The sequence below is a fragment of the Microcystis sp. MC19 genome (assembly GCF_003019735.1).
GTDB lineage: Bacteria > Cyanobacteriota > Cyanobacteriia > Cyanobacteriales > Microcystaceae > Microcystis.
In genome coordinates this window covers 2088888-2112540 of sequence record NZ_CP020664.1, presented here as the reverse complement: position 1 = coordinate 2112540, position 23653 = coordinate 2088888, and the positions used below count along the sequence as shown (strand labels likewise).

The following is a 23653-nucleotide window of genomic DNA, read 5'->3' as shown; positions in this document are numbered from 1 at the left end:
TAACCAGCTACTTAACTTAAAAGTAGCAATTTATCAGACTATGACTATTACTGACCTTCAAGTAAATCTCTCGACCTCAGAAGATTTTTTAGATTCTGAAACATTAGCACAGATTGATTTAATGCAGCAAAAAATTCAACAATATCTCCAAACCTTATCATTAGAAAATTTAAAGACTATTCTAGAATTTGCTGCTTATTTATCAGATAAAGAGAGTGAGCAAGCAACCCAAGAAATTAGAGAAATTCCCAAGATCATAGAAAAATTAAAAGCAGCTGAGATGGATTTACAATCAGGTCATCTCATTGATTGGAAAAACTCAGATGATTGATAAAGTCTGTTTAACAGCTAAAGCTAATAAAGTTTATTCTTAAGTCGCCAAAAAGCTCTAGACTACAATTTTGGCAATAATCGGTCGTAGGATTGGATCATTCTTTCGTAACTAAAGCGAGTGGCATTGATAAAACCTTTTTGCCTCAAATCTTCCAGGCGATCGGGAGCGAGAAGATTTTCTGCAATAATAGTAGCGGCGGCCTCGTGTTCGGTGGGATCGAAGTAAACAGCTGCATCGTCAGCGATAACAGTCATGGGCAGACGATTGGAGGTAAAGACCGGACAACCACAGGATTGAGCTTCAATAACGGGAACACCGAATCCTTCCTGAAAGGAGGGAAAAATTAAAGCAGTTGCTAGGCAATAAAAAGCGCGGATATCCTCATCGGAGACGGTTCCTAGTTCGATTATTTGTGGGGACAAATTATTCTGATTAACAAATTTTCGCACATCCGGCAACAAAGGTTTTCCCATCAGGATCAGTCGGCAATTTTCCAGACCGGCGAAAGTGATTAACTTCTTGAATATTTTCAGCAATCCCAATCGATTTTTATACCATTGGTCGCCCCCGACATGAATTAGCCAGGGACAATCACTATTAATGTTAAATTTAGCCACTAGATTTACCGCCGCTTCCCTTGTCATCGGACCGTAGCCCTCACTCAAGCAATCCTCGATCACTTCCGTTTGTTCGGGGGTAATTTTGGTTAAACGGAGAACATCGGCACGAGTAGCTTCGGAAGAACAGACAACATATTTAGCCTGTTTTAATCCTCGCAAAATCATCGCCTGATACTGTTTACCCGTCCAACTGGTGGGATTTTCAGGAATTTCTCCTAGGGCGGAACGAGTAGCCAGCAGATCGTGACAGATGACAAAATATTTGCGATCTTTTAGATAGGGAGTTAAATAGGATAAAGCTTGATCACAAATGCAGACGATATCGGCCCAATCAACCTGCTGACGTAACTGCACTGGGAAAATAATTAACTTATCAATATACCCTAACCACTTGCCGAGTCCCTGGGGAGAGGATTTCAGTTGACCGAAAATAGGCTGTGCTTGCACTCGCCGAATTTCGTGTCCTTTTTGTCTGAGTCCTTTCTCGACTAAACCGACAAAACGATTGATACTGATCTGCCGATCGTTGACGTAATTTCCTACTATTAAAACTTTCATGATTAGGCTCCAAAAAATCAATTTTTATGGCGGTAAAACTCTCAAAAAGTTCCCCCCAGAAAGCGTCCTGTTTGACCGATTAGTTTTGTCAGTCCCTTGCCTTAATCGGGAATTCCCCAGGACGGAAATAAGACAAGATGATCGGTAAAGGTTTTTAATTCTTCGCTCTCAGTTTCGCTGACATTCTCCAGCCGACGAGGGAACAGGGTGACATCCTGGTTTTGATCAAGACATTTGATCAGGTTAAAAGTTCTCCCTTCGGTTGCCCCGCGACTAGGCCGGTAGAGAAAATTATGGTAAGAAAGGACTAATATTCTCATAATTCGGGTTCGGCATCGGTTTTTGACAATAATTCTACCGTTTCCTTTAGTTGGCCATACACGGGAATCTGAACTGGGTATTTCTCGATCTCCCCAAGGGTGACTTTTCCTCGTCCTGTTAAGAGCAATACCGGCTGACAACCGGCTTCTAGGGCGCATTCTAGATCACTGGGCGCATCGCCGATAAACAACGAGCCAGCTAAGTCGATTCCATATTGGTGGGCGGCTGTCAGCAGCAGATAGGGGGAGGGTTTGCGGCAGAGACAACCTTCGTCGGGATGGTGCGGACAGATGGCAAGATCGTGAAAATGCACGCCCAATTGTCGGTATTCCTCGATCATGCGCCCGTGAATCGCCGCTAGATCATCCCAAGTGAAATAGCCCCTAGCAATCCCCGATTGATTGGTAATGATGATCAGCAGATAGCCGGCATCCTGCCACTGTTTTAAGGCAGCCGCTGCCCCGGCGGGAATGCTCACCTGTTCTGGTTTACTCAGGTAGGGGATATAGTCGATAACTACCCCATCTCGATCGAGAAATAAGGCTTTGTTCTTTTTTGCTCTATCTTCGCTTTTTTGGTCAGAATTGCCTGGAGGTGGCGGAGACGGGTATTTTTGGTGGCCGTCATTGACAGAAATTGCGGGGAAAGGATTCATTATGTTGGACTTTTTCGAGTCGGGGACTAGAATTCTCAGTTCTTCTGTCAGAGACGAGAGCTTGAACTGATGCACAGACAAAATTCGAGGGATTGTAGCGATTTGTGCTAGTTTTCTCGACTAAATTGCTTCTCCTCACTATCTAGGTGTCAGAGTATAGTAATCACGCCATATTATACGCCTTCAGGCCTTTGGGCTTTTGATTATATCGGCGGTATTGTCATGAATTGTTAACATTTTTCTCCAGCCAAACACAAGGCCAAGACTGGCAAGGGTTGAATCCCCCGCTCAGAAATCGCTCGTCTGGGCCAGAATACATCAAAAATTTATTTACAAACAAAACAAATTGTGCTAAGGTTGGGGCGTTTGTGGTATATTCCCAGAATAACTGGCAAAAGATCACTCTTTTGACTCGGTTCCCGTGATCGATTCCACCATTCTAAGGGTTTTCTCCCCAATTAATGGAGAGCGATTCTGGTCTTTTGATACTATTCAATATAATGACAGGATAATTGAGAGTTAAATTTATTCAACTAATAAAAATTGGAAAAATCAAACCTATGCGAATGGCGGAAAAATCAAACAAAAAATTGGATAGTTTCCAGAGCGATCCCTCTCTGTCACTTTTAATCAAGACTGAATTGGAAGAAGCTTATAACCTGAAGAAAAAACTACTAACCGAGACAAAATATCTAGAGAAAATCCAAGAGATTTGCCAAGTATGTATCCATGCTTATCGCAACAACCACAAAGTATTGGTCGCAGGTAATGGAGGCAGTGCAGCCGATGCTATCCATTTTGGCGGTGAGCTGCACGGCCGATTTCTGAAAGAAAGAGAGTCTTTACCAGTTCGCGTCCTCAATAGCGATATCGCCAGTTTAACAGCGATTGCTAACGATTATGGTTACGAATATATTTTTAGCCGCCAGATAGAAGCGGAAGGAAACCCTGGCGATGTGTTTATCGGTATTTCCACTTCGGGAAATTCCGCCAATATCCATCAAGCTCTCAAAGTTTGTCAAGTAAAAGGTCTCACTAGCATCGGTTTAACTGGGGCGAAGGGATTAGCTCTAGAGCAAAAAACCGATTATTGTTTGATGATTCCTAGTACCAGTACCCCGCGCATTCAAGAAGGTCATGGTTTTGTTCTTCATACTATTTGTTTAGCGATCGAAGAAGCGATATTTCCTGACTAAAATCTCCTAGCAAAAAATCAACCTAAACAGCCTACCTATGATCATCAGAACCAAAGCTCCTTTAAGATTAGGTTTAGGTGGTGGCGGCACCGATGTGGAACCTTACTGTAGTCTTTATGGGGGTTACGTTCTCAACGCTACTATCGATCTCTATGCCTACTGTACAGTCACGGAAATTACTGACAAACAAGTCATTTTTGTGGCCGCTGATCGAGGAGAACAACAAATAGAAACCCTCCAGTTTCCTCTACCTTATAACGGCGTTCTCGATCTGCATAAAGCGGTCTATAATCGTTTGATTAAAGACTTTAATCAAGGGCAACCCTTGCCGCTGCACATCACCACTTTTTCCGATGCGCCAGCTGGTTCGGGATTGGGTTCTTCTTCTACCCTAGCCGTGGCCATAGTTAAAGCCTTTGTGGAACTGTTAAAATTGCCCCTAGGCGAGTACGATATCGCCCATTTAGCCTACGAGATCGAACGAATTGATCTAGGTTGGTTAGGGGGCAAGCAGGATCAGTACGCTGCTACTTTTGGCGGTTTTAATTTTATGGAATTTTATGAACAAGATCGAGTCATAGTTAATCCTTTGAGAATTAAAAATTGGGTGATCAATGAATTAGAAGTCTCTCTGATCCTCTACTATACAGGCATTTCTCGCTACTCATCTCAAGTAATTGAGGATCAAATTCAGAATGTCCAAGAAAAAAATGAGCAGGCGATCGCCGCTACCCATCAACTCAAAAAAGAAGCAATTCTCTTTAAAGAAGCACTGCTTAAATCAGATTTTATGGGGATAGCAGAAATTCTGAGAACTTCTTGGGAAGCGAAAAAGAAATTATCCAAATTAATTAGTAATCCGCAGATTGATCGCATTTATCGGGTAGCGAGGGAAACCGGGGCCTATTCAGGCAAAATATCGGGAGCCGGTGGCGGTGGTTTCATTATCTTTATGGTCGATCCTACCAAGAAAATCGAAGTAACTAAAGCTTTGAAATCAGAAGGAGGCCAAGTGATTAATTTTCACTTTACCAAATACGGAACCCAAGCATGGACATTATAGCAAGCAAAGGATCGACGGGGGAGGATTATCCCTATAACCCTAAAAATAGTTTTTAAAAGATTGGCAATAATTCAAATTTTTGAGGTGTATCTATGGATGTAATTATTCTGGCGGGTGGGTTAGGAACTAGGTTGCGATCGGTGATCAACAGTTTACCAAAACCTATGGCTCCCGTTGCCGACAGACCTTTTTTAGAATATCTATTAGATTACCTAATCTTTCAAAAAATTACCAATAAATTTTTAGTTTCTGTGGGCTATGAACATCAGAAAATTATCGATCATTTTGGTTATAAATACAAGGAATACGAGCTAACTTATCTGATAGAAGATACCCCCTTGGGAACTGGAGGAGCGCTCCAGTTGGCACTCAATAAAATTGAAACCGAACAAGCATTAATTGTCAACGGAGATACCTTATTTAATGTCAATTTATCCGCCTTAATTAATTTACATAATCAAAAAAAATCCCTGATAACTGTTGCTATGAAGCCACTAACTGAGTTTGATCGTTATAATAATGTTCTCCTAGACGATGACCAAAAAATTATCGGGTTTGAATCCAAAAAATATCAAGATAAAGGCTATATTAATGGCGGTATGTATTGTGTATGGAAAAAAATATTGTCTGGCTTTGATCTGCCATCAAAATTTTCTTTTGAGGACGACTTTCTCAAAGTTTATAGCGAGAAAATTCCTATGTATGGGTTTATCTCTGACGAATATTTTATTGACATAGGCATCCCCCAAGATTACGAAAAAAGTCAGATTGAATTGCCTGAAATTTTCAATTTCCCCAATCAGGTTTAACCTGGCGATTAAGGGACTTTTTGTTAAGACATAATGAAGCAGAGATTAGTTAAAGAGGAACCCCTGACAGCATATAGCTTATACAGCCAACTTCAATTGAGCCTAGTAAGTGGTTGTATTTAATTAAAACCACTTACTTATAAGACTGCATAAATTCTTCCACTGGGGAGACCACTTAATTTTCCTTCAGCAGCTTTTCTGGAATTTGGCCAACTAGGAAGTGGATAAAGGGTGTTGATAACTCATGGAAAATAAAAAGAGATTAGTAAAGTATCGCACGATAATTAGTCATGCTTTCCAGAGACTTTTGATTTTGGTCTTAATGCTATTGTATAGCTCCTCGAAGACAAGATTCCAGAAATAACCATACTGGGGAAATCGCTTGACCAGTAAAGCATCGGAAGGAAAAAGAATTCTTGGGCTTTTCATTTAACCAAGGCTGCTTACTGAGGCCACAATTTTTGATGTCTTCCCAACCTTCGGCTCCCGCTATAACTGCTAAAATAGCAATGTTTTTGGGTTCGGGACACTCTCGGGTCAGGAATATCTTGAAGATAAGTCAATAAACTAGCTTGAATTTCATTGACTGATGTTAAAGGCAGCTCAGGTTTTAGTTGAGCTTTATTTCCGGTGGGGAGAACGGGGGCAAAACCTTTACCCATGAGCTATTTCCTCGTTAATTTTTATGAACAACAATGAGACTAAGGCTAATGATAAATTATACAGAGGTAGCAGCGGCTAAGTCTGGGTACTGGCAGCGCGGGACGGTGCTACAGCGAGTTCGCTACCCTATTTAGAAATCTTTGTCAAGTACAATTTATACCAAATAAGATGAGCTTACCCTGGATGACTGATAACTGATTAAGACTTCACTCCCAAGTTAAAGAAAATCGTTCCCCGACGCACAGAATTTTCACTACCTTGGCTGCTAATAGTAAGAGAACGCAGATTATTAAATAAAGGCTTAATCGATAATTCTAACACCCGCACGATCGGGAATTTTGCCTCGATTACCGGTTGCAATTGTCGCCAATCGACGTAAAAATAACCATCATTTTCTGCGGGTAAAGCAGTAATTGCCTGTCGAAACTTACCACTACTTAAAATGGGGTTTTTCTGTGCAGATAAAGCTAAACCCATCGCTTCCACAGAACTAGCGATAATTTCATAATTATCGACCCTAGTATGCACTCCCGTCACGAGCGTCTCTAGTTGCGCTTTTCCCCCCGAGACCGCCGTGGTTAACTTTGTCCAAGCTGTCACCGTTCGATCGAGTAAAGGCAGATTAACCACATTATAGCCGCGACTGCGGGCCAACTCATCCAAATGAGAGATCGCACTGTCCACCTCTACCCCCATCACCCGTTCCCCTAGAAAAACACTATCGGGTTCCATCCCCTTTGAACTAGGCACGAGAGCGAGGCTATATTCGCCTCTAACCCAGCTAAAAACGTCTTCAGGCAAATTTAAACCTAAAGGCGATTGGAAGCGGTTTAAGACCTGTGTTATTAATTCCTGTAGGGGACTATCTGCTTCTAACCCCTCCTCTACCTGAGTCCAAAAACGATTTAAATCGCGACTAGCGGCGACTAAAAGGCTATTTTCGCCGATAAAAGATAATGCTCCCACGGGACTAGATAAAATTGGTGCTTGGTCATCCTGTCCTAAGACTCCAATTAAGGCCGAACGCGCGCCCTTTTCAAATCCTATAGTAATCATAGCAATTACCGTCGGTTGGATTGATCCAGGGAAACCCCACAAAAAGCCATGGGAGGAGGAGAATAGCGATCGCCGATTCCGACGGATTGAGGTGTTGGCTGTTGGGTTTCCCTTTCCCTTAAAATTGAGAGGTTTTCTTTAACCCATTGATTCGCTCAACCCAAGAAAAAGAACTAGACCGCACCTAATTGCCGTAGGATTTCCATAACCTTTTCATATAACTGGACTTCCCCGTTGACAAAAAGCCATAAGCTGTGCTGTAGAAGGGATTAAGAGAATTTACGCCGCCCCGTTACTGGGTACAAATCAGGGAAACTCCCAATAAATCTAACGCTTTTTGTTGCAGTTGGGTCGGTCGAGTTATCTTAGAAAAACGATAACTTCCCTCTCTAATCGTACATTCCACTGTATTCAAGCAAATTGTCCCCAAGTCTTCCAACAAAGTCCGAAAACTATGCACAGGAAAGTTCTCTTGATTCCGTTTTTTTCTCTCTTTAGACTGAGCGGATTCACTCCGATTGGCTTTAATCACATTCAGAGAACCATCATCAATTTCTTCATCCTCAAATAATAAAGGAGCCAAGCACTGTTTTAAATGCCATTCCACATAATAAGCCAACATACATAAAAAGATATGAGCTTTGACTCTATCACCCTTATAATGATAGATAGGACGTACCTTTAAATCAATTGACTTATAACAGCGAAATGCCTCCTCCACTTGAGATAAACTTTTATAAGCTTTAACCGTCGTCGCTGCATCCATCAAGGTTGACTCCAGAGAAGTTCTTAACACATACACACCATCCAAGGCCGTTTCTTGAGCGATTAATTCCCGCTTACGCTGATAAGAAAAGCCTTCTTCTTTTATCTCTAGGTTATAGTATTTATTGACCTTAAACTGATTAAGAATCTTGCCCACTCTCAAAGCTATCTTATCTTGGCCCTTTAAAGCTCTTTTCTCCCTTTGAGTCGCCTGAACAATCAAATCTAGTTCCTTCTCTACCGCTTCTAATAATGCCTCTCTTTGTAGTTGATTTTTCTGGGCGATTAAGGGATTCCGACAAGCAATTAATCTTTCTTCGGGATAATCTTCACTCTCAAATTCCACCAAGTTTACCTGATCAAATAATCCTAATTGAATCACTTCCACCTCAGCCAGTTTCCGAATTTGAGGCTTAGTTAAACCAGTAATATAGTCTAATCCTTCTATCGGTTTTACTAATTCCTTGATTTTCGAGTTAGTTAAAATTCCTCTATCACTTACCCAGACCACATTCTCAATCCCCCAACCCTTTCTGACTTTCTCAATTTGTCCGCTTAAAGTAGCACCATCTGAAGTGTTTCCTTCAAATACTTCTACCGCTATCGGACAACCCTTAGCTGAACAGAGCAAACCAAACACTATCTGAGTTTTCCCCTTCTTTTTATCTCGATTATACCCATATTTTCCCAGTTCACAACCATTTCCTTCTAGGTAGGTAGAAGTGACATCATACAAGACTAATGTTCCTGATTCTAAGTGTTTAATTGCTAGGTGCTTCTCAATTTTCTCTTGTTTTTCTAATAACCAATCTAAGGCGTTATATAATTCGTCTTCATCGCCTTTCTCTAAGTCTAACAATTGTCCTAAACTCTGACTACAAGTCTCACTATTAAACCCTCTCGCTGTGGCTAGTTTCGATTTAGGATTGATGATTCTTGCCACAATCATCGCCACCACTAAGTTTCTGATTCGTGAGGATTTTTCATTGATTATTTTATCTAAACCCAATTTTTTAATCGTCTCTAAAATAGCCATTACATGACCATGAGGAAGACTTCTAATCACTTCAAAATGATTGGGAATGCCTTCATTCATGGACAGTGTTGCTCCTTTAAGAGCCAGTTTCAGATTTTCGATAATATCATCGGGTAATTTTGAGAGATTGGCAAGGGTTCTTTTTTTGACTTGATCTCCTTCTCGGTAGGATTCTCGAAGAAGAACAGCGGGGGGAGAATTACGGTTAGGAACTTTTTCTATATACATGGCTATCATTTTAGCAAATGGAGAGAATTCTTGTCCATTAAGAAATGTTACAAATTACATGGGTACATTAAGAAAAGTTAAGGGGGTGCATCCATTGATGGATAAGGGTTTTCGGCTATTGTAGTATATATGTATGGGGGGAAGTTCAGATATAACGCCGCGTTTCCTTGCTGGCGGAACAGTTCGGCGGCTTGTCGGAAATCTCTGATCGCTTTTTCCGTTTCTTGTCGAGAGTAATAAAGAACCCCCCGATTGACGTAAGCCTCCGCGTATCGGGGATTAATGTTGATCGCCTGATTGTAATCGGACAGGGCGAGGTCGGGTTTCCCCTGTTCGCCGTAAAGATTCCCCCGATTGTTGTAAGCCTGGGCATCTCGGGGATTAATGTTGATTGCCTGATTGAAATCGGACAGGGCGAGGTCGGGTTTCCCCTGTTCGCCGTAAAGATTCCCCCGATTGTTGTAAGCCTGGGCATCTCGGGGATTAATGTTGATTGCCTGATTGAAATCGGACAGGGCGAGGTCGGGTTTCCCCTGTATGGCGTACAGAACCCCCCGATTCAGATAAGCATCGGCATCTCGGGGATTAATGTTGATCGCCTGATTGTAATCGGACAGGGCGAGGTCGGGTTTCCCCTGTTCGCCGTAAAGATTCCCCCGATTGTTGTAAGCCTGGGCATCTCGGGGATTAATGTTGATTGCCTGATTGAAATCGGACAGGGCGAGGTCGGGTTTCCCCTGTATGGCGTACAGAACCCCCCGATTCAGATAAGCATCGGCATCTCGGGGATTAATGTTGATCGCCTGATTGTAATCGGATAGGGCGAGGTCGGGTTTCCCCTGTTGTTGGTAAAGAAGCCCGCGATTGAGGTAAGCCTCGGCGTATCGGGGATTAATGTTGATCGCCTGATTGTAATCGGATAGGGCGAGGTTGGGTTTCCCCTGTCCGGCGTAAAGAAACCCGCGATTGTTGTAAGCCTCGGTATAGTTAGGATCGAGTTCGATCGCTTTGGTGAATTCAGCGAGGGCGAGATCGTATTTTTCCTGTTGGATGTAGTCAATTCCCCGGTTAAAGTAGCCGATCGCGTCTTGATTGTTCCCTTGAGCGATCCGGGTTTCGGCTGGTTGTCGGCTCTCTAGCGCCATGACGGGGCGAACAGTCGCAAGGGTGGAAAGGCTGATTAGGCTAACGGTGGTAAGAAGGGCAAAGGATTTCATGGCTAGTTCCTCACTGGGGATGATTTTAAATTCTACTTAGGGTTTGCTGAATATCGGTGTAAATCCTGCTAAAAAAGGTTTTTGGGCTAAAAAAGCCTAAAAATATTATCCAACAAGGTTTTTAGATTGATTCAGCAACCCCTACTTAATTCATAGGCTGCTTTTTTGGGAATATACAGAATAGGCTTTTTTTGTCTAAAAAGCACTAGGCTACTACTATCTAAAGTAATTAGAAAGTAGTAAGAGCGATCGCTTTTTTTTAAATCCTACAGTAATCATTTTTCCATAGCTCCTTTGCTTCCTTGTAGCCTTGTTTGATTGGCACTGTGAATTTATCTGTCACCAGTAAGACTTTTGATAATCTTTTTAGCCAATCGCTCATTAATTTCTCGATGTCTGGGAATTGGTTCTGTTTTTCCAGTATCTGGATTATGGTAAATATCATGTTTCCCTCCACGTCTAATCAAGTAGCAGCCAGCTTGCTCCAATTGTGCAATTAAATCATGTCTTTTCATGCGAATTCAAACTCTGCAACTCTCTTGATTCCGGGGATTTCTTCCGTAGTAAATGTTCTGTAGAGATCGATCAGGTTTTCGATTAATTCTTCTAAGTCAACACCTTGGGTCCAATGATCGGGAAATTCATTCAAATAGCCCAAGAACATCCCATCTGATTCTTTCCAATATGTATATGGAATTCTCATGGTGAAATCCTCATTCTGCGTTGCTAACGATATTAAGTTGACCCCTATTATAACGGAATTGCTCTCAAGCCACGATCAGCTTTATTATCAGGGTTGGCAGCGAGATTGCCGCCTGACATTCGTTAATGCAGCCGACAAAATTTGCGATCGCCGATTCCGACGGATTTAGGTGTTGGCTGTTGGGTTTCCCTTTCCCTGAGAATTGAGAGGTTTTCTTTAACCCATTGATTCGCTCAACCCCACCGACGGACTCAACCCAAGAAAAAGGACTAGACCGCGCCCAATTCCCGTAGGAGTTCCATAACCTTTTCATATAACGCCGCGTTTCCTTGCTGGCGGTACAGTTCGGCGGCTTGTCGCAAATCTCTGATCGCTTTTTCCCTTTCTTGTCGAGAGTAATAAAGAAGCCCCCGAAAGCCGTAAGCCATTGCGTATCGGGGATTAATGTTGATCGCCTGATTGTAATCGGACAGAGCGAGGTCTGGTTTCCCCTGTTCTTTGTAAAGATTCCCGCGATTGCGGTAAGCCTCAGCGAATCGGGGATTAATGTTGAGCGCCTGATTGTAATCGGACAGAGCGAGGTCTGGTTTCCCCTGTTGTCGGTAAAGACCCCCGCGATTGAGGTAAGCGATTGCGTCTCGGGGATTAATGTTGAGCGCCTGATTGAAATCGGACAGAGCGAGGTCTGGTTTCCCCTGTACGGCGTAAAGAAGCCCCCGATTGAGGTAAGCCTCAGCGAATCGGGGATTAATGTTGATCGCTTTGGTGAATTCAGCGAGAGCGAGATCGTATTTTTCCTGTTGGATGTAGCCAACTCCCCGGTTATAGTGGCCGATCGCGTCTTGATTGTTCCCTTGAGCGATCCGGGTTTCGGCTGGTTGTCGGCTCTCTAGCGCCATGACGGGGCGAACAGTCGCGAGGGTGGAAAGGCTGATTAGGCTAACGGTGGTAAGAAGGGCAAAGGATTTCATGGCTAGTTCCTCACTGGGGATGATTTTAAATTCTACTTAGGGTTTGCTGAATATCGGTGTAAATCCTGCTAAAAAAGGTTTTTGGGCTAAAAAAGCCTAAAAATATTATCCAACAAGGTTTTTAGATTTATTCAGCAACCCCTACTTAATTCATAGGCTGCTTTTTTGGGAATATACAGAATAGGCTTTTTTGTCTAAAAAGCACTAGGCTACTACTATCTAAAGTAATTAGAAAGTAGTAAGAGCGATCACTTTTTTTTAAATCCTACAGTAATCATAGCAATTATTGTCGGTCAAACTTATCTTTTCTCTTGGGGTAAATCGTCAATTAATTACCTTACTCCTCTTCTCTACTCATTAAAGTAGCGACTAAGAAATTCTTGGGGAGTAATGATGGGGATATTTTCAAAGTCATGTAATGTTAGTAAATCTAAATCTCCTGTAATAATAACTTCTGCTTGAATAACTATAGCGCTCGCTAAAATAACAGCATCATCTGCATCTCTAAGTTGAGGAACTTCTAGTAGTCTGTCAACACAAGGTTGTATAAGTTCTTGAACGATAGTCATCAGGTATGCAGTTGTATATCCACAATATTGTTTTCGAGATTGGAGTTTGGGTCGTTCTAATGTATCTTCTATATCAGCTAATATCTTTTGGGAGGCAAAGATTGTAATTCTTTGATTTTTAGCTAATTTAAGGATTTTACCCGGAACTCCTCCCCACAACAATCCTGAAATCCAAACATTGACATCTACAACAACTTTCATGAGTTGGCGCGTCTAATTTGGCGAGCTTCTTTAATCATCTGGCTAATCTCAGCTAGAGTCGGTTGATTGGGGTCTGGTTCCATTGCTTCTAGTCGCTCAAAGAATTGCTCTAGATTGACTTTATCTTGATGAACTTTTTTGAGAATGATGGAGTCTTCCGTCAGGGAAATCATGTATTTATCTCCTGGGTTGAGGCGGGTTTGAACTTCAGGAGGAAGTTCGAGGTTTCCTTCTCGATTGATTTGTATGAGTAGCTCTTTGGTCATCGGCTTCAGAATCAACTTTATTAACTTTAGCTGTTAAACAGACTTTATAAATAATCTGATCAAGTTAATTATATATATTTTAGCGAATTTTTCAAGCTAGGGCTTGCTACCTTGGAATCTAATCCTGGAATTGATGACCCTCAGCGATTCGCGTCTGGAGAGGTAATGTTTCTCCCTCTACATTTATACTACCCCAAGAGAGTCCTTCCACAGAATCAATACCACTGGCTACTTGATAACGAATCCGGAACGGTTATTAGCGACGCTTGAGGGAAACCCAACCACACCAATGTCGTCAAGAATGTTGGGTTTACCTCAAACCATTGAATCAAGCAGTTTTCTCCTAATTATTAAATCGCTCAACCAAACCTACAAGCTTCTATCTGATAACTGATAACTGATAACTGATAACTGATAACTGATTAAGACTTCACTCCCAAGTTAAAGAAAATCGTTCCCCGACGCACAGAATTTTCACTACCTTGGCTGCTAATAGTAAGAGAACGCAGATTATTAAATAAAGGCTTAATCGATAATTCTAACACCCGCACGATCGGGAATTTTGCCTCGATTACCGGTTGCAATTGTCGCCAATCGACGTAAAAATAACCATCATTTTCTGCGGGTAAAGCAGTAATTGCTTGTCGAAACTTACCACTACTTAAGATGGGGTTTTTCTGTGCAGATAAAGCTAAACCCATCGCTTCCACAGAACTAGCGATAATTTCATAATTATCGACCCTAGTATGCACTCCCGTCACGAGCGTCTCTAGTTGCGCTTTTCCCCCCGGGACCGCCGTGGTTAACTTTGTCCAAGCTGTCACCGTTCGATCGAGTAAAGGCAGATTAACCACATTATAGCCGCGACTGCGGGCCAACTCATCCAAATGCTCGATCGCACTGTCCACCTCTACCCCCATCACCCGTTCCCCTAGAAAAACACTATCGGGTTCCATCCCCTTTGAACTAGGCACGAGAGCAAGACTATATTCGCCTCTAACCCAGCTAAAAACGTCTTCAGGCAAATTTAAACCTAAAGGCGATTGGAAGCGGTTTAAGACCTGTGTTATTAATTCCTGTAGGGGACTATCTGCTTCTAACCCCTCCTCTACCTGAGTCCAAAAACGATTTAAATCGCGACTAGCGGCGACTAAAAGGCTATTTTCGCCGATAAAAGATAATGCTCCCACGGGACTAGATAAAATTGGCGCTTGGTCATCCTGTCCTAAGACTCCAATTAAGGCGGTTTGAGCGACTATTCCCCCAGATTTGAGGGTAAAAGCCGTGGCTAATCGTTGTTTCGCTTCGGGACTCTCCGGGACGGGTTGATTAGCGATCCAAGCCGATAACGGGGGTAAATTGCCGTAAACTATAGCTATACGCGGTTCGGTGATATTTTTGAGAGCTTCTCGGTAATCGGGGCTATTTTTTAGGTTTAAATCCGGTACTTGCACGTTATTAAGGGCCTCGCGCAAAACCTTGATATTATTGGCAAAAAGCACCGTATCACCGACGACGGCACTAGCGAGAAAACGATTATTATCTCCTGCGGTCAAGGGACGTTGATAAATGAGGTTAACTCCCTTGTAGAGTTCAAAAACAAGGTCAAATTTGCCCGAAACCGCCTGTTTTGAGTAGGAAGCTTGCAGAAATTCCTTAGCGCGTTCGCCATCTTTACTTTGAATTGCCAAAAGATAACCCGGTTGGATACCATTATCGGTATCGCGATCGAAATCTAGGGAAGTAACAGCGAGGGTAATTTCCTCCCCTAACCAGGGTTTGATTTCCTTTTGATAATTTAATCCCGTTTTGCCGAGCAGACTTTTTTCTAAATCCTTAATTTCTTGGTGGGAACGTCGTCGATTAGCCGGTGTAGCGATTAATTGACCAAAAGACTCTAAACGTTCGGGATTGACCAGCAAGGATACCATAACTGGGGCCTGTTTCGGCACAAAAATCGCCGCCGCCGGTTCCCGCAGCACCCCACCTTTGAGCAAAGACAGAGGACTATCGGCGAGAATCCAAGCAAAACTGGCTGTAGCGACTCCTAGGAGAATGATTACCGTCGCACCTAAAATATAGAAAAACGATCGCAATTTCACAACCTTGTCCCGAGATGAACCATTAGCTATTTTAAGCCAGCAATTGACCCAAGAATTTCGATCGCTACAATTCTTACCAGACTGACAACGGATAACTCGCCACCGATAACTAACTTTTACCAGCCTTTTTCCGCTTGAGCGAGGACATAGTTAGCTACAGCTTCGATATCTTCAGCGCTGAGACGACCACCGAAAGCAGGCATCGCCCCCATACCTTTGGTAACTTGGGTAACGATAGCTTCAACGGAATCTTTGCCGTATTTAACTAAATCTTCTTTTTTCAGGGTTTTAGCGGCATTAACCACGTTTTTACCGCCCATGTGGCAGGAAGCGCAGTTAGCACTGAAAATCGAAGCCCCATCAGCTAAAGCGGGACGAGCCATACCGAAAGTAACCACAGCCAAGAGCAAGCACAGGGAAATTAATAGTCTTTTCACGATTGGTTCTCCTCTATTTCTTAAGAAATTCCCCAACCATGGTCAGAAAAAACCGGTTTTCTTGTCAAAAGACAAGCTGTCAAACTTCGTGTAGAATTAATCAATGGGACAGTTAAAAGCAAACTTTTACTTTTTTGTCAAAAGACAGGCTGTCAAACTTGTCATCTTCCCTCGTGTAAAGGATTAACAAGCATGAAAAAATTAGGTTTATTGTTCGCTACCGTGGCGCTAGTCCTCTCTAGCTTCTTCTTCAACACTGCCGCCGCTTCCGCCGAAACCTTCACGGTGAAGATGGGCGGTGATGCAGGTACACTACAATTTGATCCCCCCGCCCTCACTATTAAAGCAGGAGATACGGTGAAATGGGTCAATAACAAACTTTCTCCCCATAACATAGTTTTCGATAGCACCAAGGTTCCCGAAGCCCAGGCTGCTAAATTATCCCATAAAGGTCTGGCTTTTTCCGCCGGTGAGTCCTTTGAAAGCACTTTCAGCGAACCGGGTACTTACACCTACTACTGCGAACCCCATCGCGGCGCCGGTATGGTCGGAACGATTACCGTTGAGTAATTGTCCGATTTTAGCCAAAAATAACTCGCGGTTAACTGCCGCGGGTTCTTTTTTGGGAATTATGAAGACTTTTCAGTTATCAGTAAACAGTAATCAGTAATCAGTGAGGTTCTTCAGTTTGTCTTATGCAACGGACAGGGTTATAAGGAATGAAACTCTTATAGAGAAAGACATTTGGCGATTTTTGTCAATTGTTTTTGAACTAGAACGAACTCATCAATTAAGTTTTTTGCCAGATAAGGATTTAGTCGATTTATGCCCCCCGAGCGAACCATACCAAGTTCAGTAATCAGTAAACAGTAATCAGTGAACTGAAAACTCGCATCTGATAACTGATAACTGATAACTGATAACTGAAAGGGCTGTCTCCTGAAATATAAAGTCTCGGTTACAAAACTGACTTGCGAGCAATTCTCACCCCACCATAGAAACAGAAGCCCGGAGGAAAATCAGCCATGAAAGAACACGATGTCGTTATAGTGGGCGGTGGGTTAGCAGGTTGCCGCGCCGCCTTAGAAATCAAACGCCTCAACCCGACTATCGATGTTGCTGTCGTTGCCAAAACCCACCCAATTCGTTCCCACTCCGTCGCTGCCCAGGGAGGTATCGCCGCCGCCCTGCAAAACGTTGACCCCAAAGATAATCCCAAGGCCCACGCCTACGATACCGTCAAAGGTTCCGATTTTCTGGCTGACCAGGATGCGGTGGATATCCTCACCCAAGAAGCCCCCGAAGTTATCATCGAATTGGAACATCTAGGCGTGTTATTCTCCCGTCTCGAAGATGGACGCATTGCCCAAAGAGCCTTTGGCGGTCACAGCCATAACCGTGCCTGTTACGCCGCCGATAAAACCGGTCACGCCATGCTGCACGAATTAGTCAGCAATTTAGGCCGTAATCAGGTAAAAATCTACGATGAATGGTACGTTTTGCGCCTTATCCTCGAAGAAGGTACGGCTAAAGGGGTAGTAATGTACCAAATCGCCACCGGACAGTTAGAAATCCTCCGGGCAAAAGCAATTATGTTCGGGACCGGGGGCTATGGTCGCGTTTATAACACCACCTCCAACGATTTCGCCTGTACGGGGGACGGTTTAGCTTTATCGGCAAAAGCGGGTATTCCCCTAGAAGACATGGAATTTGTCCAATTTCACCCCACTGGACTCTATCCCGTCGGTGTTTTAATCTCGGAAGCAGTCCGGGGTGAAGGTGCTTATTTAATCAATAGCGAAGGTCGTCGTTTTATGGAAGACTACGCCCCCTCGCGCATGGAATTAGCCCCCCGGGACATCACTTCCCGGGCCATTACCCTAGAAATTCGCGCCGGCCGGGGGGTAAATCTGGACGGTAGCGCCGGGGGTCCCTTTGTCTATCTGGATTTACGCCATTTAGGCCGGGAAAAAATTATGAGTCGCATTCCCTTCTGTTGGGAGGAGGCCCACCGTCTCGTCGGTGTCGATGCGGTAGAGGAACCGATGCCCGTCCGTCCTACAGTTCACTATTGTATGGGCGGCATTCCCGTTAATACCGATGGTCGCGTTCGCTTAAGTGCCGATACCCTCACCGAGGGCTTTTTCTCCGCCGGGGAATGTTCCTGCGTCTCCGTCCACGGGGCCAATCGTTTGGGTAGTAATTCCCTGTTAGAATGTGTGGTCTATGGGAGAAGAACCGGCAAATCGATCGCTAAATACGTCGAAAAACGCGCTTTTCCCGTCTTTAATCCCGATATTTACCTTCAGGATGCCAAAGAGGAAATCACCGCTTTATTGACCAAAAAAGGCACGATTCGCATCGGTCAACTACGTCAGCAATTCCAAGACTGTATGACCCAACATTGCGGCGTTTTTCGCACCGAAGCGACCATGCGCGAGGGAATTAAACAAATCGGCGAATTAAAGCGCCAATACGAGCAGATTTACCTCGATGATAGGGGTGATTGCTGGAATACGGAACTAATCGAGGCCTGGGAATTACAAAGTCTCATGGTGGTGGGGGAAATTATCCTCACCTCTGCCCTCAATCGTCAAGAAAGCCGAGGGGCCCATTCCCGCGAAGATTTTCCCCAACGGGATGACCAAAATTTCCTTCAGCATACCCTCGCCTATTATTCCCCCTCCGGCATCGATATCGACTATATGCCCGTGGTAATTCAGGATTTCACCCCCGTGGAACGTAAGTATTAACCTCTGGTCGGACGGTAAATGTAAAGGAATATTACAAACTCCTTGGCATTTACCGAGATTTAGTTCTATACTAGATAAAGCAACGCGGGATAGAGCAGTCTGGTAGCTCGTCGGGCTCATAACCCGAAGGTCAGTGGTTCAAATCCGCTTCCCGCCATTACTTATAAAGCCAGTTTTAAATAGAGCGGAACGTGATAGGCTTCAAACATTGCCATTTACAAAATGTTTGAAAGAAGTAGCCTGGATTGAAATCGACCAATCTTAAGTTAGAAAACGGGTTTCTCTAAGAAACCCGTTTTCTGGGTTAGATGTGGTATAACAGAAAAGTGGTTATGTCAGAGGAAAAAGATATGCCATCAATTTTTATTTGTTATTCCCACCAAGACAAAGGATGGAGAGACAGACTGTTAAAATTTCTCGAACCTCTGAATGATGAGGAAAAAATAGTCTGGTCAGATCTCGACATACAACCGGGGGATATTTGGGATGAAAAAATTAAAGACAGTTTATCACAAGTAACAATTGCGATGGTATTGGTTAGCCAAGACCTGCTTAATTCTCGTTATGTGAAGAATGAAGAATTACCCCGTCTTTTGAAAAGACGTGAAGAAGAAGGAGTCGTTATAATTCCTATATTTCTTACACCTTCTACTGTGAAAAGTGTTTCTTTTAAATACACTAATGAAGAGGGAATAGAACAAAGATTTTACTTACATCAATTTCAGTCTCCTAGCAATAATTCTCCCAGCAATCCTCTCTGTGATCTAAAGAAATCAGAATATGAAAAAGTTTTCGTATCCGTTGAGGATAAATTGCGATCGCTGATTGAAGAATCTAAAAAAAAACAGTCTGAACCCTCTAAAAAAGCGGTCCAACCCCTGACCACCTCTGGGTTAGTGGATACGCAACTCCCACCCGTGCGTAGATGGCAAGGACGACGGGAAGAATTGCAAGAACTCCAAACAGCGTTAGGGAATGACCATCTAAGGTTAATCGAGATTACCGCCGCCGGAGGTTATGGTAAAACTGCCCTGGCCAGAAAGTTTACAGATCAATTAACTGCTGATTGGCCGGTATTATGGGTTAATTTTAACCAGCCTTACCCTTTGGCACAGTTCGGACGGTGGTTATTAGAGGAGTTAAAACAAAATTATGATGAAAAATGGAATGATGGGCAATTAATAGACGCAATCAGCAAAGGGTTAACCGCTAAACCCTGTTTATTAGTGTTGAATAATTTGGAAACGGTACTAACTGCCCCAGTAAATTTGGTTTATCAGCAATTCTTGCAAAAATGGTTAAACACAGAAAGCAGCAGTAAGCTATTAGTCACCAGTCGAGAACAGCTAAAATTCCCCGTCAATTTGCAAGATTATTATTATTCTTGGCCTTTAAAAGGGTTAAAAGAAGCGGATGCGATGCGTTATGTCACCGAAGATCACTCACGGCTTAACGGGAAGCGATGAAGAATTAGCCCAATTTGTCGATAAAATGGGAGGTCATCCCCTCTTAATGGAACTGGTTTGTAGTTTGATGAAAGATAAGTTTGGGAAAGGAGTTTCTGTCACCGAGTCGCAAAATTTAGGCTTAAATATGTTTGATGTGGAAGGGTATCACCGCGACACGGAAACCTGTGTCAGAGAAGTGATTACCGCCAGTTTAGCGCGATTATCGAAAGAGTTTAGGGAGAGTTTAACGCGGTTGTCGGTACTGCGGGAGAATTTTGATGACAGGTTAGCCCAGGGGTTAATTCCAGAAATAACTGAGGAAGATTTACGCTATTTAGCTCGTTTATCCTTATTACAAGAATTTCCCCCCGAATACAATGTAAAACGGCGACAGTTTCAGTTTTTGCCTTTAATATCAATGGTGGTGCAAGATCAAGCAAATCCTGAAATATTGCGATCCGCCCATAAATTAGCCTTAGATTATTATTTAGCTCATTTACCTGTCCCTCCCTGGGAATCCTTGGAAGATTTGAAGGAATATTTAGAGGCGTTTTACCATGCGGGAGCACTGGGAGAATGGCAGTTAGCTTATGATATTTTGAATGAGGAGCGAGGGGGAGAAGGGAAAAATGAATCTGTTGATCTATTTCTGGAATTTCAAGGGTTTTATAGTCAGCAAGCACAGTTATATGAGCAAGTGATCGCAGCCAGTCAACGGGAAGAGGTTTGTTATCGCAAATCGTTAAACCGTCTGGGCATTTGTTACAATTCCCTAGGGCAGTATGAAAAATCGATTACCTACCATCAGCAACATCACGACATCAGTGAAGAGATAGTTAATCAGCGAGAGGTGGCGATTTCTCTAGGGAATTTAGGCATTGGTTATAAAAACTTGGGACAGTATGAAAAAGCGATCACCTTCTACCAGCAATATCGCGACATCAGTGAAGAAATGGGCTTTCAGCAAGGGGTGGCAAATTCTCTCGGGAATTTAGGCAATTGTTATTATTCATTAGGGCAGTATGAAAAAGCGATCGCCCATCACCAGCAATCTCTCGAAATCGAAGAAGAAATCGGCAATCGGCAAGGGGTGGCAATTTCTCTCGGGAGTTTAGGCAGTTGTTATAATTCCTTGGGGCAGTATGAAAAAGCGATCGCTTATAACCAGCAATCTCTTGAAATTTGCAAAGAAATCGATGATCGGCAAGAGACGGCAAATGCTCTAGGGAATTTAGGCAATTGTTATAATTCCTTGGGGCAGTATGAAAAAGCGATAGAACTACATCAGCAATATCACGATATCAGTGAAGAAATCGGCTTTCGGCAAGGGGTGGCAATTTCTTTCGGTAATCTAAGCAATTGTTATTTTTCCTTGGGACAGTATGAAAAAGCGATCGCCTATCACCAGCAATCTCTCGACATCAGTGAAGCAATGGGCGATCAGCAAGGGGTAGCATCTTCTCTACATACTATAGGGAGTATATTGCTCAAACTACAAAACTACAGCGAAGCCGAAAGCAAAATTCAAGCATCCTTAGTTATTTCTCAAAAGATTAAGTTTAAAGAATTAACCGCCCGTAGTTTAAAAGTCCTTGCGGAAATCGCCCACAAAACTAATCGCCCTGAACTTGCCCTCAGCCATTGCCAACAAGCACTTGAATTATGCCAAGAATTGGGGATTCCCTTGGTTAAAGATTGTGAGGAATTGTTAGGGCAAATTCAGGCTACATTAGAGAATAATTAAGGTAAATTATTCTCTCAAAAATCAATATTTAACTGAACAAAGCTATGATAAAACTAACTTTAAACGAAGCCCAAAGTCAACTACCTGACCTCCTTAAAGCTGCCTCAAAAGGTGAACAAGTTATTATCCAGAATCATGAAGGTCAAGACTTTCAAATCATTTCTCTTGCTCCCACTGTTAAACATCCCCAATATGGAAGCGCAAAAGGCATCGTTAAAATGCTTGACAATTTTGATGATCCCATCGAAGAATTTGAGGAATATATGCCATGAAAATTTTAATGGATACCCACGCCTTTTTATGGTTTATCGAAGGTGATAATAATCTTAGTGATGATGCCCGTTCTCTGATCGAAAATAATCAATATCAAATTAGAAGGGGATTAGAAACCCAAGCAAAATGAGGAACAATTAATTATGAACATCAAAGATTATCCCTTTGCTCAAGACTTGATTACAGATAATCAAGGTCAGATACAGCAAGTTATTATTAACTTTGAAGACTATCAACAAATAATAGAAACCTATGAAGATACTGGACTCTATTGCGCCATGATAGACGTTAAAGATGAAACTCCCTTAACTTTGGAGGAAGCTTTAATTGAATTAGAAAAAGAATGAAAATTAACTATCTTCCTACTTTTATCAAGGATCTTAAAGATTTAAAAAGTACCTCCCCTTACTCAGTCATCAATCATCAAAAACCTTGTCTTTACTGATATTTTAGCAGTTAAGCAGCTAAGCGAAATTAACAACCTTAAAAAATTAAAAGGAGAATGTAATGCCTATCGTATCCGAATTGGTGACTATAGAATTGGTTTTTTTGTTGAAGAAGATACAATTACATTTGCTCGTGTTCTTCATCGTCGAGAATTCTATCGTTATTTCCCGTAAAATTTCGGTAGATAAAGAATCATTGAAAAGCCTTTGTCGAAATAGCCCACAAAATGAATCACTGCGATTGCGCTCTCAACTACTGCCAACAAGCGCTTGAATTATGCCAAGAACTGGGGATTACCTTGGTTAAAGATTGTGAGGAACTGTTAGGGCAAATTCAGGGAAACTTAGGAGAAGCCAACAAATAAAATGAAACTTCCCAATGCCGATCAAGCCAACCTAGGAGACAAACTTGAACGTTACTGCCTCAATCCTGAGCATTCAAAAGGAAAACATAAAGCCTTGCTTTTCAAACAAAGATTAGGGATTACCTTAGCTAATAAAGAAATACTAGAAAATGCTCTTAAAAAAGCAGTAATGGAAGGAGAAGCCGAACTTTATAAAATCGATCAATATGGCACTCACTATGATCTGAAATTTAACCTCTGTACCGACATCGGAGAATCCTTAATTTTAAGTTGCTGGATTGTCCAAATAACTGAAAATTTTCCTCGTCTTACTAATGTCTATCCCATTAATTAACTAGCCCATGATGAACACCATTCAAGAATACGATCTCGTTGCCCTAACGGAAGATGTTACGGCTACTCACAAAACGACCCATCAGCCCATCCTTCTGCGTCGCGGACAAATGGGAACTGTTTTAATGTCTTTTAATCAGCAAGCTTTTCTGATTGATTTTACCGATCAAAACGGCCAAACCTTTGCGATGGAAACCGTTGATCACTCAAAACTTCTACGGCTGATCAGTGAACCTGAATTAGTCTCAGTCTAAGATAAAACTTTCGCCAACTTTTAGATAGAACTCTTTATCTTGCTATTCGGGAAAAAACTTTCAACAGCTTATTTCATCAAGAAATTGGTCAAATACTCCTTGAAGAAAAAACACTAAGACTAATTAGGGTTTGCTGAATAATGGTAAAAACCTTACAGGAAAGGGCTTTTAGCTTGATTGAGAGCTTCCCAAATGCACTTAAATCTGCTAGAATCTCTTAAAACCCTTGCATCACCCTTGCATCACCCTTGCATCTTCTCTAATTAG

The 23653-nt window shown here is 42.5% G+C and carries 25 protein-coding genes, 1 tRNA gene and 5 pseudogenes; 16 read left to right on the top strand and 15 right to left on the bottom strand.

All coding sequences use genetic code 11. From position 1 onward, the window contains the following. Positions 1-40 precede the first annotated feature (40 nt). Complete coding sequence (locus B5D77_RS10795; RefSeq protein WP_008203899.1) at positions 41-331, top strand: hypothetical protein; 291 nt, start codon at positions 41-43, stop codon at positions 329-331. 62 nt (positions 332-393) lie between these two features. Here the strand turns inward: B5D77_RS10795 and B5D77_RS10790 are convergent, their stop codons facing one another. From B5D77_RS10790 to B5D77_RS10780, 3 genes are all read right to left on the bottom strand, one after another. Further along, entirely contained in the window at positions 394-1512 is a 1119-nt protein-coding gene (locus tag B5D77_RS10790; protein ID WP_008203900.1) for a glycosyltransferase family 1 protein, read from the bottom strand. A 101-nt stretch (positions 1513-1613) separates the two neighbouring features. After that, positions 1614-1832 carry a hypothetical protein gene (locus B5D77_RS10785; protein ID WP_039900287.1) on the bottom strand — a complete coding sequence of 73 codons (219 nt, stop codon included), beginning with the start codon at positions 1830-1832 and terminating at the stop codon, positions 1614-1616. Beyond that, a complete protein-coding gene (locus tag B5D77_RS10780; RefSeq protein WP_106908813.1) occupies positions 1829-2488 on the bottom strand; it encodes an HAD-IIIA family hydrolase in 660 nt (219 codons plus the stop codon). The genes B5D77_RS10785 and B5D77_RS10780 overlap by 4 nt, the downstream gene beginning before the upstream one ends. A 560-nt stretch (positions 2489-3048) precedes the next feature. Between B5D77_RS10780 and B5D77_RS10770 the strand changes: the two genes are divergently transcribed. The 3 genes from B5D77_RS10770 (at position 3049) to B5D77_RS10760 (ending at position 5556) form a co-directional block, all read left to right on the top strand. Beyond that, positions 3049-3684: an SIS domain-containing protein gene (locus B5D77_RS10770; protein ID WP_008203902.1), complete on the top strand. Its 636-nt coding sequence runs from the start codon at positions 3049-3051 to the stop codon at positions 3682-3684. A 37-nt stretch (positions 3685-3721) separates the two neighbouring features. After that, complete coding sequence (locus tag B5D77_RS10765; RefSeq protein WP_008203903.1) at positions 3722-4747, top strand: dehydrogenase; 1026 nt, start codon at positions 3722-3724, stop codon at positions 4745-4747. 92 nt (positions 4748-4839) lie between these two features. Further along, positions 4840-5556 (top strand): nucleotidyltransferase family protein, encoded by a 717-nt coding sequence (locus B5D77_RS10760; RefSeq protein ID WP_008203912.1) that lies wholly within the window; start codon positions 4840-4842, stop codon positions 5554-5556. Positions 5557-5844: 288 nt separating this feature from the next. Here the strand turns inward: B5D77_RS10760 and B5D77_RS10755 are convergent, their stop codons facing one another. From B5D77_RS10755 to petJ, 12 genes and pseudogenes are all read right to left on the bottom strand, one after another. Beyond that, on the bottom strand, positions 5845-5985 hold the full coding sequence (locus tag B5D77_RS10755; RefSeq protein WP_232306217.1) for a hypothetical protein: 141 nt from the start codon (positions 5983-5985) through the stop codon (positions 5845-5847). Further along, a pseudogene (locus tag B5D77_RS27845) lies at positions 5981-6158 on the bottom strand (transposase family protein); the annotation flags it as partial. The gene B5D77_RS10755 and the pseudogene B5D77_RS27845, both read right to left, overlap by 5 nt. Before the next feature lie 259 nt (positions 6159-6417). After that, positions 6418-7248 (bottom strand): annotated as a pseudogene (locus B5D77_RS10745) (DUF3352 domain-containing protein); the annotation flags it as partial. A 319-nt stretch (positions 7249-7567) separates the two neighbouring features. Further along, entirely contained in the window at positions 7568-9304 is a 1737-nt protein-coding gene (locus tag B5D77_RS10740) for an IS1634 family transposase (RefSeq protein WP_106908811.1), read from the bottom strand. Between the two features lie 77 nt (positions 9305-9381). Beyond that, a complete protein-coding gene (locus B5D77_RS10735; RefSeq protein ID WP_106908810.1) occupies positions 9382-10521 on the bottom strand; it encodes a tetratricopeptide repeat protein in 1140 nt (379 codons plus the stop codon). A 332-nt stretch (positions 10522-10853) separates the two neighbouring features. Next, positions 10854-11036 carry a type II toxin-antitoxin system HicA family toxin gene (locus B5D77_RS10730; RefSeq protein WP_012267861.1) on the bottom strand — a complete coding sequence of 61 codons (183 nt, stop codon included), beginning with the start codon at positions 11034-11036 and terminating at the stop codon, positions 10854-10856. Continuing rightward, a complete protein-coding gene (locus B5D77_RS10725; RefSeq protein ID WP_002800870.1) occupies positions 11033-11224 on the bottom strand; it encodes a type II toxin-antitoxin system HicB family antitoxin in 192 nt (63 codons plus the stop codon). Before B5D77_RS10725 ends, B5D77_RS10730 begins: the two co-directional genes overlap by 4 nt. 269 nt (positions 11225-11493) lie before the next feature. Beyond that, positions 11494-12195 (bottom strand): tetratricopeptide repeat protein, encoded by a 702-nt coding sequence (locus tag B5D77_RS10715; protein ID WP_106908808.1) that lies wholly within the window; start codon positions 12193-12195, stop codon positions 11494-11496. A 350-nt stretch (positions 12196-12545) separates the two neighbouring features. Beyond that, complete coding sequence (locus tag B5D77_RS10710) at positions 12546-12965, bottom strand: putative toxin-antitoxin system toxin component, PIN family (protein ID WP_106908807.1); 420 nt, start codon at positions 12963-12965, stop codon at positions 12546-12548. Next, positions 12962-13231: a hypothetical protein gene (locus tag B5D77_RS10705; RefSeq protein ID WP_002796343.1), complete on the bottom strand. Its 270-nt coding sequence runs from the start codon at positions 13229-13231 to the stop codon at positions 12962-12964. Before B5D77_RS10705 ends, B5D77_RS10710 begins: the two co-directional genes overlap by 4 nt. 422 nt (positions 13232-13653) lie before the next feature. Then, the gene (locus B5D77_RS10700; RefSeq protein WP_106908806.1) at positions 13654-15333 is read right to left on the bottom strand and encodes a DUF3352 domain-containing protein; all 1680 of its coding nucleotides are present in this window, start codon (positions 15331-15333) and stop codon (positions 13654-13656) included. Between the two features lie 116 nt (positions 15334-15449). After that, positions 15450-15770, bottom strand: a complete 321-nt coding sequence (petJ, locus tag B5D77_RS10695) for a cytochrome c6 PetJ (protein WP_002732729.1) — start codon at positions 15768-15770, stop codon at positions 15450-15452. 192 nt (positions 15771-15962) lie between these two features. Between petJ and petE the strand changes: the two genes are divergently transcribed. From petE to B5D77_RS27695, 12 genes and pseudogenes are all read left to right on the top strand, one after another. Beyond that, complete coding sequence (gene petE / locus B5D77_RS10690) at positions 15963-16340, top strand: plastocyanin (RefSeq protein WP_106908805.1); 378 nt, start codon at positions 15963-15965, stop codon at positions 16338-16340. A 455-nt stretch (positions 16341-16795) separates the two neighbouring features. Further along, entirely contained in the window at positions 16796-18523 is a 1728-nt protein-coding gene (locus B5D77_RS10685) for a succinate dehydrogenase/fumarate reductase flavoprotein subunit (protein WP_106908804.1), read from the top strand. An 83-nt stretch (positions 18524-18606) separates the two neighbouring features. Continuing rightward, positions 18607-18680, top strand: a tRNA-Met gene (locus B5D77_RS10680). A gap of 151 nt (positions 18681-18831) precedes the next feature. Continuing rightward, positions 18832-21715 (top strand): annotated as a pseudogene (locus B5D77_RS10675) (tetratricopeptide repeat protein). A gap of 44 nt (positions 21716-21759) precedes the next feature. Next, on the top strand, positions 21760-21987 hold the full coding sequence (locus tag B5D77_RS10670) for a type II toxin-antitoxin system Phd/YefM family antitoxin (RefSeq protein WP_106908803.1): 228 nt from the start codon (positions 21760-21762) through the stop codon (positions 21985-21987). Next, positions 21984-22118, top strand: a complete 135-nt coding sequence (locus B5D77_RS27700) for a hypothetical protein (protein ID WP_256386925.1) — start codon at positions 21984-21986, stop codon at positions 22116-22118. Before B5D77_RS10670 ends, B5D77_RS27700 begins: the two co-directional genes overlap by 4 nt. Before the next feature lie 13 nt (positions 22119-22131). Next, positions 22132-22335 (top strand): hypothetical protein, encoded by a 204-nt coding sequence (locus B5D77_RS10665; protein ID WP_002800856.1) that lies wholly within the window; start codon positions 22132-22134, stop codon positions 22333-22335. After that, a pseudogene (locus B5D77_RS10660) lies at positions 22332-22608 on the top strand (type II toxin-antitoxin system RelE/ParE family toxin). The gene B5D77_RS10665 and the pseudogene B5D77_RS10660 overlap by 4 nt, the downstream one beginning before the upstream one ends. 53 nt (positions 22609-22661) lie before the next feature. Beyond that, the gene (locus B5D77_RS26605; protein ID WP_002800854.1) at positions 22662-22799 is read left to right on the top strand and encodes a hypothetical protein; all 138 of its coding nucleotides are present in this window, start codon (positions 22662-22664) and stop codon (positions 22797-22799) included. A gap of 1 nt (position 22800) precedes the next feature. Beyond that, positions 22801-23133, top strand: coding sequence for a DUF6883 domain-containing protein (locus tag B5D77_RS10655; protein WP_002800853.1), 333 nt, complete (start codon positions 22801-22803; stop codon positions 23131-23133). 10 nt (positions 23134-23143) lie between these two features. Further along, positions 23144-23386 (top strand): DUF4926 domain-containing protein, encoded by a 243-nt coding sequence (locus B5D77_RS10650; protein WP_012267894.1) that lies wholly within the window; start codon positions 23144-23146, stop codon positions 23384-23386. A 32-nt stretch (positions 23387-23418) separates the two neighbouring features. Next, a pseudogene (locus B5D77_RS27695) lies at positions 23419-23523 on the top strand (fatty-acid synthase); the annotation flags it as partial. Positions 23524-23653 lie beyond the last annotated feature (130 nt).